The 7,375-nt window shown below is 74.3% G+C and carries 9 protein-coding genes and 1 pseudogene; 4 read left to right on the plus strand and 6 right to left on the minus strand.

Translation table 11 applies throughout. The annotated features are described in order from the left end of the window. The 5 genes and pseudogenes from TR50_RS34490 to TR50_RS34505 all read right to left on the minus strand — a co-directional run. Nucleotides 1–789 (minus strand): inositol monophosphatase family protein (locus TR50_RS34490; protein WP_042431574.1); only part of this gene is annotated, 789 nt, incomplete at its 3' end. 5 nt (nt 790–794) lie between these two features. Next, nucleotides 795–1,043 carry a GNAT family N-acetyltransferase gene (locus TR50_RS50450; RefSeq protein WP_439654267.1) on the minus strand — a complete coding sequence of 83 codons (249 nt, stop codon included), beginning with the start codon at nt 1,041–1,043 and terminating at the stop codon, nt 795–797. 100 nt (nt 1,044–1,143) lie between these two features. After that, nucleotides 1,144–1,485, minus strand: a pseudogene (locus TR50_RS50455) (GNAT family N-acetyltransferase); the annotation flags it as partial. Between the two features lie 99 nt (nt 1,486–1,584). After that, entirely contained in the window at nt 1,585–2,457 is an 873-nt protein-coding gene (locus tag TR50_RS34500; RefSeq protein ID WP_201776915.1) for an acyl-CoA thioesterase, read from the minus strand. 130 nt (nt 2,458–2,587) lie between these two features. Continuing rightward, nucleotides 2,588–3,064, minus strand: coding sequence for a pyridoxamine 5'-phosphate oxidase family protein (locus tag TR50_RS34505; RefSeq protein ID WP_042431579.1), 477 nt, complete (start codon nt 3,062–3,064; stop codon nt 2,588–2,590). Between the two features lie 137 nt (nt 3,065–3,201). On the opposite strand from TR50_RS34505, the gene TR50_RS34510 reads away from it, so the two are divergent. The 4 genes from TR50_RS34510 (at nt 3,202) to TR50_RS34525 (ending at nt 6,706) form a co-directional block, all read left to right on the plus strand. Further along, complete coding sequence (locus tag TR50_RS34510) at nt 3,202–4,014, plus strand: enoyl-CoA hydratase/isomerase family protein (protein WP_042431581.1); 813 nt, start codon at nt 3,202–3,204, stop codon at nt 4,012–4,014. 31 nt (nt 4,015–4,045) lie between these two features. Next, entirely contained in the window at nt 4,046–4,486 is a 441-nt protein-coding gene (locus TR50_RS34515) for a VOC family protein (RefSeq protein WP_084701459.1), read from the plus strand. Nucleotides 4,487–4,646: 160 nt separating this feature from the next. Further along, on the plus strand, nt 4,647–5,909 hold the full coding sequence (locus tag TR50_RS34520; RefSeq protein ID WP_084701461.1) for a M23 family metallopeptidase: 1,263 nt from the start codon (nt 4,647–4,649) through the stop codon (nt 5,907–5,909). 32 nt (nt 5,910–5,941) lie between these two features. Further along, on the plus strand, nt 5,942–6,706 hold the full coding sequence (locus TR50_RS34525; protein WP_042431585.1) for a class I SAM-dependent methyltransferase: 765 nt from the start codon (nt 5,942–5,944) through the stop codon (nt 6,704–6,706). A gap of 175 nt (nt 6,707–6,881) precedes the next feature. Here TR50_RS34525 and TR50_RS34530 read toward each other — a convergent pair. Further along, a partial coding sequence (locus TR50_RS34530) for an MBL fold metallo-hydrolase (RefSeq protein WP_160311234.1) occupies nt 6,882–7,375 on the minus strand: 494 nt, incomplete at its 5' end.

Consider the following 7,375-nt stretch of genomic DNA (forward strand, 5'->3'; position numbering starts at 1 on the left):
TACGAGCAGTTCCCGCGCCCGCTCCCAGGAGTCCGGGTCCGCCGCGGCGAGCAGGCCGGTGCGGTCCTCGCCCGGGCGGTACGGGGAGCCGTCCAGGCGGCGGGCGTGCCCGCCGGCCTCCTGCAGCAGGAGCGTGCCCGGCGCGTGGTCCCACGGCAGGATGCGCCGGTACAGCACGAAGTCCCGCTCGCCCTCCGCGAGGCGGGGGTAGTCGACGCCCGCGCAGCTCGCCCCGCGACCGAGGGAGGCGAACCGCGGCGCGGCCGCGGCGACGCGCGCGCGGGCCGGCTCGTCGAGGAAGCGGGTCAGCACGTCGCCGTGCAGCTCGGCCGCGTCGGCGGGCGCCGGGTCGCGCCGCAGGCGCGTCTCGCCGCGCCACGCGCCCGAACCGCGCTCGGCGACGTACGCCGTCCCGTCCACCGGCCGCAGGATCCATCCGGCGACCGTCTCGCCGCCGCGGACCAGCGCCGCCATGACGGCGAAGCCGGGCCGTCCGGCGACGAAGTTGCCGGTCCCGTCGATCGGGTCGACGACCCAGGCCGCGGGCGACTCGCGCAGGGCGCGCGGCAGCGTGGGATCCGCGGCGGTGGCCTCCTCGCCGACCACGGGCGCGTCCAGCAGCTCCCGCAGCCGACGGCTGATCAGCGCCTCCGCCTCCCGGTCGGCGACGGTGACGAGCTCCCCGGGCGTCTTCTCGCTCACCTCGCCGGCCGCGAGCGCCCCGAAGCGCGGCAGGATCACGGTCTCGGCCGCCTCGCGCAGGATCCCGGTCACGTCGTCGATCTTCATACCCGTCAGCCTAGGGCCTGCGGCTCACCCTCGGCGGCACGGTCCACGGCCGCCGCGACCTTCGCCTGAAGGGCGCGCTTCCGCGCCGGCCACTCGCTCGCGACGATCGAGAAGACCGCGGCGTCGCGCAGCCGACCCTCCTCGCCGGGTACCCAGGAGCGCGCCGACTGCCGCAGGACGCCCTCGAGGGTCCCGCCGACGGACGCGATCGCCGCGCGGGAGCGGGCGTTGCGCGCGTCGGTCTTCAGGTCCACCCGGGCGACGTCCCACGTCTCGAAGGCGTGCGGCGACGTCCCACGTCTCGAAGGCGTGCTGGAACAGCAGCAGCTTCGCCTCGGCGTTGATGCCGGTGCCCTGGGCGGACCCGGCCAGCCAGGTCCAGCCGATCTCGACGGCGAAGAGGGAGGGCCGCTCGTCCCACTCCGTCCAACGAGGGTCCCAGAAGGCGGTGCAGCCGACGGCGCGTCCGCTCGCGCGGGAGATCTGCGCGTAGGGGACGAGCCGGCCGGCGGCCCGGAGCGCCTGCCGGGCCTCGATGTAGGCGTCCATCTCCTCCGGTCCGGGGACCAGGGTGAAGCCGTAGGTCTCGCGGTCCTGCGTCGCGGCCGCGGAGAGGTCGGAGGCGTGGTGGTGGTCCAGCGGCTCCAGGCGCACCAACGAACCCGACAGTACGGGCCCGTCCAAATCGAGTGTCATCCCCGTCCCTTCGCGGCGTTCCCAGGCTCCGACCCTAGGCCGCGGGGCTGGCGGGCGGCACCGGGTTTTCCGCCCCGCGGGCGTCGAGGGGGAGCGACGTCAGTCCTTGGGCTTGGGTCTGCGGACGCGGATCAGCGCCTCCTGGACCACGGAGGCGACCAGGCGTCCGTCGCGGGTGTAGAACTCGCCCTGGGCGAGGCCGCGGCCGTCCGAGGAGGAGGGGCTGCGCTGGGCGAAGAGCAGCCACTCGTCCGCGCGGAAGGGGCGGTGGAACCACATCGCGTGGTCCAGCGAGGCCAGGCTGATCTCCGACGGCTCGGTCCGCTCGGCGCGCGGACGCTGCACGTGCAGGGCGGCCGTGGAGGCCAGGGTCAGGTCGGAGAGGTAGGCCAGCGCGCAGACGTGCATCAGCGGCTCGTCGGCCGGCAGCGGCTGCGCCGACTTGAGCCAGACGAACTGCTGCACCACACCCGGCAGTTCGACGGGCAGGCCGGGGCGGTCGCGGGGGATGATCCGCATGTCCAGGGTGAGCCGGCCGGTCGTGCCCCAGTAGTTCTCCGGGCCGCCCGCCGCCCACGCGGCGTACGGGTCGGGCAGCCCCTCGGGGTCGGGCAGGTCCGGGATCTCGCGCTGGCGGTCCGGGCTCTCCTCCGGGGTCTTGAAGGAGGCGGAGAGGGTGAAGACGGCCTCGCCGTTCTGGATCGCGGTGACCCGGCGCGTGGTGTAGGAGCCGCCGTCGCGCAGCGCCTCGACCTCGTAGACCAGCGGTCGGCGCGGGTCGCCGGGCCGCATGAAGTAGCCGTGCAGCGAGTGGACCAGCCGTCCCGGGCTGACCGTGCGCCCCGCGGCGACGAGCGCCTGCGCCGCGACCTGTCCGCCGAAGGCGCGCAGCGGCGCGCCGGCGTGGCACCAGCCCCGGAACAGGCCCTGGTCGATCTCGTCGAGACTGAGCAGGTCGTCGAACCCCTTGATCTCGGTCGGTCCGGCGGGGAAGGACGGGGAGGCTGGCTGGTGCGGTGTCGCGGCTGTCACCGCCCCATCGTTTCAGATGGCAACTGCCAGGTAGCTGTGATCTGCGCGACCTTGCAAGTCAGCGGCCTCCTCAGCGCCGGAACTCGCCGTCGAGCCTGCGGAAGTCCCAGGTGGTGAGGGTCTCGGGCCTGATCCGGAGCCAGGCGTGGCGGCCGTCGTGGAACATCCGCTCGCCGAAGCCGTACTTCAGCGCGAACGCCTTCTCCACGGTCTCCAGCTCCGGGACCGGTTCCGCCCCGGTCCGCGGCGCCTCGCCGACGGGTTCGGCCGAGCCGGTCGCCTCGACACCGCGCAGCTCGCCGTACTCCTCGCCCGCGTCGACCACGACGGCGACGCGCGGGTCGGCCTGGAGCTCGGCCCAGCGGCGGCTGCGGACGACGGAGTACAGCCACAGCGCGGACCCGTCCCAGGCGAACCAGAGCGGCGTCACATGCGGACGACCGTCGGCGGACACGGTGGCGACCCGGCAGGTGCGCTGCGCGCCGAGGAAGGCGTCGCGTTCCTCGGGGGTCATCATGATGCGGCGTCCGTGACGTTGTTCGCGCATGGCCTTCCCCCTCCCGCCGCTATGGCGGACGATGAGGCACCAGTAGAACGTGTTCTTATTCAGTGCGCCAGGCTTTGCGTGCGCCGGACTTGCGTGCGCCAGGCTTCCGGCGGGCCGGAGGGCGGGAGGATCCGAGAGTGGGCCGCTTCGAGACCCTGGACTACCAGGCGGGTGAGGACGGCGTGGCCTGGGTGACGCTGGACCGCCCTGAGGTGCACAACGCCTTCGACGCCCGCATGCTGCGCGAACTGCGCACGCTCTGGCGGGAGCTGCGCGAGGACGACGCGGTCCGTGTCGTCGTGCTCACCGGCGCGGGCGAGCGCGCGTTCTGCACCGGCGTCGACCGCGGCGCCCTCGCCGACCCGGAGCTCCGCGTCGGCACCCGCGGCGGCACGCCCCTGCACTTCGACGACCCCGGCGACTGGATCAGCCCGAAGACGGCGGGGGACCTGTGGAAGCCCGTCATCGCCGCCGTCAACGGCATGGCCTGCGGCGGCGCGTTCTACCTCCTCGGCCAGGTCGAGTTCATCATCGCGGCGGAGCACGCCACCTTCTTCGACCCCCACACCACCTTCGGCATGGCGGCGGTCTTCGAGTCCATGGCGATGCTGCAGCGCATGCCGCTGGGGGAGGTGATGCGGATGCAGCTGATGGGCAACCACGAGCGCGTCAGCGCCCGCCGCGCGTACGAGATCGGCCTGGTGCAGGAGGTCGTCCCGGCGTCGGAGCTGCGCGAGGCCGCCGGACGGGCCGCCGCCGCCCTCGCCTCCCAGCCCCCGCTCGCCGTCCAGGCGACGCTGCGCGCGGTCTGGTACGCGCAGGAGTTGGGCTACCGGCAGGCCCTGGAGGTGGCCAAGACGCTCATCCAGGTCGGCAACGACCCGCGGTCCCTCGCCGAGGGCCAGGCAGCCTTCGCCTCCGGCGCGCGGACGCCCTGGCGGCTCCGTTGAGGCGGCGCGGCGCGGTCCTAAGCTCGGACGCATGACCGTTCAACGCATGGACAACGTCGGCATCGTCGTCGACGACCTGGATGCCGCCGTCGCGTTCTTCGCCGAGCTCGGCCTGGCGCTCGAAGGCCGTCAGGAGGTCGAGGGCCTGTTCGCGGACCAGACGGTCGGGCTCGACGGCGTGCGCAGCGAGATCGCGATGATGCGCACCCCGGACGGCCACGGCAGGCTCGAACTCTCGACCTACCGACACCCCGCGCCGGTCGACCCCGTGCCGCGCAATCCGCCGCCCAACACGCTGGGCCTGCACCGGGTCATGTTCGCCGTCGACGACATCGACGACACCGTCGCGCGCCTGCGCGCCCACGGCGCGGAACTGCTCGGCGAGGTGGCGCAGTACGAGACCGTGTACCGGCTCTGCTACCTCCGCGGCCCCGCCGGGGTCATCGTGGCCCTGGCCGAACAGATCGGCTGACCCGCGCGGGCGGGCGCCTCGGACGGCGCCCGGCGACACACCCACGCTCGGATCAACGGGCGTCCCGTGCCGGGGCGGCGACTTAGGGTCGGTCCGGAATCCGGGCGCCGTCGTCCGGCGACGGCGGCATCGGCCGCCCACCGACCTCAGGGGAACGACCATGTGGAGAGTCCTCGCCTCAGCCGTTCTCACCTCAGCCGTGCTGGCCGGCGTCGTCGGCCTCTCGGGCGGATCCGCCGCCGTCGCCCGGGGGAGCGGCCACCCCGCACGCGACCAGGTCACGGCGGTCTCCGTCGCGCCGAGCATCTCCCCGGTGCCGGTCCAGGGCACGGACGGCCGGATCCACATGCCGTACGAGCTGCTGCTGGTGAACTTCGGCACCGACCCCGCGACGATCGACTCGGTCCGGGCCCTCGACCGGGCGCACCCCGCGAGGGTGCTCGACTCGCTGTCCGGCAGCCAGGTCGCCTCGCACTTCGCCGTCGCGCAGATCGCCACGGCGCCCGGCCCGCAGGCGGTCCTCGGCCCCGGGCAGGAGGGCATCGTCTGGTTGGACGCCACCGTGCCGTCCTGGGCGGACGTCCCGCGCACGATCGTCCACCGGGTCCGGGTGACCTTCCCGACCGGACAGGCCGGCGGCCTGGTCCCCGCCGACGTCACCGTGACCGTCGCGCCCACGGCCGTCTCCCGCCTTCCCGCGCCGGTCGTCGCCCCGCCGCTCGCGGGCACGCGGTGGTTCGACGCGAACGGATGCTGCCAGATCGTCACCGCCCACCGCGGGTCGGTCAACCCGCTCGACGGCCGGACGAACTTCCCCGAGCGCTCGGCGATCGACTTCATCAAGCTCGACGACCACGACCGGCTCTTCACGGGACCCGCGACGAGGATCTCCAGCTACCGGTACTACGGCACCCCCGTGACGGCCGCCGCCGACGGCGAGGTCGTCGAGCTGCGCGACGGCCTCCCCGACCAGGTGCCGACGATCGAGCCGCCGCTGGGCGGGCTGCCGCTGGCGGACTTCGCCGGCAACCACGTCATCGAGAGGTTCACCTACCAGGGCCACACCTACTACGCCCTGTACGCGCACATGAAGCCGGGCAGCGTCCGCGCGCACGTCCGCCTCGGCGAGCACCTGCGGGTCGGTCAGCAGGTCGGGCAGCTGGGCAACAGCGGCAACAGCGCGGCGCCGCACCTGCACTTCCAGGTCATGGACCGGCCCTCGGCCCTGGCCTCCCAGGGCATCCCCTACGCGTTCGACCGGTTCCTGCTGCGCGGCCGGGCCGCCTCGGAGGACGTGGTGACCGACGTCCTCGCCGGGCGGCGGTTCACCTACGCCCGCGGCGTCCGGCCGAAGCCGCAGCGGTGCCGGTTGCCGCTCTACCTCGACCTCGTCGACTTCCCGAGGACCGCCAGGCCCTGGTGACGGATGATCATGCGAGGCGTAGCCTGCCCCGCATGACGACGACGAAGTTCTCCTGGGAGACGGAGGCGCACCGCTACGACGAGTCGCGTGGCGGCGAGGTGCGGGCGCAGGCGGCGGCGGAAGGGCTGGGGGCGCTGCTGCCCGAGGACGTCCGCCTGCTCGCCGACGTCGGCGGCGGCACCGGCATCATCGGCCGACGGCTCGTCCGCCAGGGCCGGGAGGTGGTCGTCGTCGACCTCACCGACGCCATGCTGCGACTGGCGAACGACCGGCTGCCAGGGCGGGCCGTACGGGCGAGCGCCGACCGGCTGCCCTTCCGGGACGGGACGCTGGACGCGGTGACCAGCGTGTGGCTGCTCCACCTGCTGCCCGACTCCCGACCGGTCGTCGCGGAGTTCGCGCGGGTGCTGCGCCCCGGCGGGGTGGTGGTCTGCACCGTCGACAAGGACGCCTGCCACGACGTCGGCAGCGACATCGACGACGTGCTCGGGGAACTGCGCCCGCGACGGGACAACGCCGTGGGCGCGGCCGAGCAGGACGCGACCGCGCGGATCGTCGCGCACGCGGCGGAGTTCGGGCTCGCGCCGGTCGGCGAAGGGGCGTTCACCGCGCACCTGCGCGGCACGACGCCCGCATCCCTCGCGGAGCTGATCCGCGGCGACCGCTACCAGTTCTGGGCCCGCCGCCTCGCGCCGGCGGACCGCCTGCGCATCCTCGACGGCCTCGCCGCCCTGCCGGACCAGGACCGCAGACGCCCCGACCCGACCTTCCGCCTGCTGGCACTGCGCCGCGACTGACCCGCGGGCTACCCGCGTCCGTCGACCCCGAGCGGAGGGGACCGCCTGCCGCGCCGTCACGGGCCGTCCGGTCCGCGCCGGGGCCGGGACCCAGGGCGGCCTGACCCGGCCTTCCGCCTGCTGGCGCTGCGCCGCGACTGACCCGCGGGCTACCTGCGGCTGAGCGGAGCGAGGGTCAGGCCGGGGCGGTCACGGCGTCGTCTGCGTCGTTCTCGTCCGGGCGGTCCGCGTCCGGGGTGAGGTCGGCGGGGACGGGGATGAGCGACTGGGTGTCACCGTCGACGTCCTCGTGCGCGCCCGGGGCCGCGATCACGCGCCACCAGGCGCGCTGCGGCAGTGGCTCGCCTGGTTCGAACGGCTCGCCCGGGCGTGGCGTCGCGACGGCGACCTCGTGCGCGAGCGCCGTCTCCAGCGTCCGTTCGATCGGCTCGTCCCAGGCGTGCGGGGCGAGGTCGAAGGTGCACCAGTGGATCGGCAGCAGCACGCCGCCGCCGAGGTCGAGGTGGGCCCGGACGCCCTCCTCGGGCGTCATGTGGACCTCGGGCCAGAACCGGCTGTAGGCGCCGATCTGGATCATCGCCGCGTCGAAGGGCCCGTGCTGGGCGCCGGTCTCGGCGAAGCCGTGGAAGTAGCCGGTGTCGCCGCTGTGGTAGATCCGGTGGTCGCCGT

The sequence above is a fragment of the Streptacidiphilus anmyonensis genome (genome assembly GCF_000787855.1).
GTDB classification, from domain to species: Bacteria; Actinomycetota; Actinomycetes; order Streptomycetales; family Streptomycetaceae; genus Streptacidiphilus; species Streptacidiphilus anmyonensis.

What these genes read in the sequence shown, in the direction of transcription:
- TR50_RS34515 (WP_084701459.1), top strand. Translation starts at nt 4,046, where the DNA reads ATGACCGTTCAACGCATGGACAACGTCGGCATCGTCGTCGACGACCTG.
- TR50_RS34520 (WP_084701461.1), top strand. Translation starts at nt 4,647, where the DNA reads ATGTGGAGAGTCCTCGCCTCAGCCGTTCTCACCTCAGCCGTGCTGGCC.
- TR50_RS34505 (WP_042431579.1), bottom strand. Translation starts at nt 3,064, where the DNA reads ATGCGCGAACAACGTCACGGACGCCGCATCATGATGACCCCCGAGGAA.
- TR50_RS34525 (WP_042431585.1), top strand. Translation starts at nt 5,942, where the DNA reads ATGACGACGACGAAGTTCTCCTGGGAGACGGAGGCGCACCGCTACGAC.